Annotated in this window: 1 protein-coding gene and 1 pseudogene; both read left to right on the plus strand. The window is 46.9% G+C overall.

What is annotated here, in order from left to right; genetic code table 11:
* The coding region (locus BTA35_RS16875; RefSeq protein ID WP_202931311.1) for a KOW motif-containing protein at positions 1 to 275 on the plus strand (275 nt) is incomplete at its 5' end.
* 72 nt (positions 276 to 347) lie between these two features.
* A pseudogene (rplK, locus tag BTA35_RS16880) lies at positions 348 to 435 on the plus strand (50S ribosomal protein L11); the annotation flags it as partial.

The raw sequence follows: 435 nt of genomic DNA on the forward strand, positions 1-435 counted from the left end.
GTTTTATTGGTGGTACGGCAGAAAAGCCTGCGCCGATTACAGAGCGTGAAGCTGATGCAATTCTACAACGTGTTGCAGATAGAACAGATAAGCCGCGGCCTAAAACATTGTTTGAGCCGGGTGAAGTGGTACGTGTTATTGATGGGCCGTTTGCTGACTTTAACGGTGTTGTTGAAGAAGTGAATTACGAGAAGAGCCGTCTGCATGTATCAGTATTGATTTTCGGTCGCTCTACTCCGGTTGAGCTTGAGTTTGGCCAAGTAGAAAAAGACTGATTTCGGGCGATTGCTTTAAGCAGCGTCTTAAACGGGGAGCCGAAAGGCGATAGACCCACTTAGGAGATAAAAATGGCTAAGAAAGTAGAAGCCTATATCAAGCTTCAAGTTGCAGCTGGTAAAGCGAATCCATCGCCACCAGTTGGTCCAGCACTAGGTC

This window comes from Oceanospirillum linum, from assembly GCF_001995095.2.
Lineage (GTDB): Bacteria > Pseudomonadota > Gammaproteobacteria > Pseudomonadales > Halomonadaceae > Oceanospirillum > Oceanospirillum linum.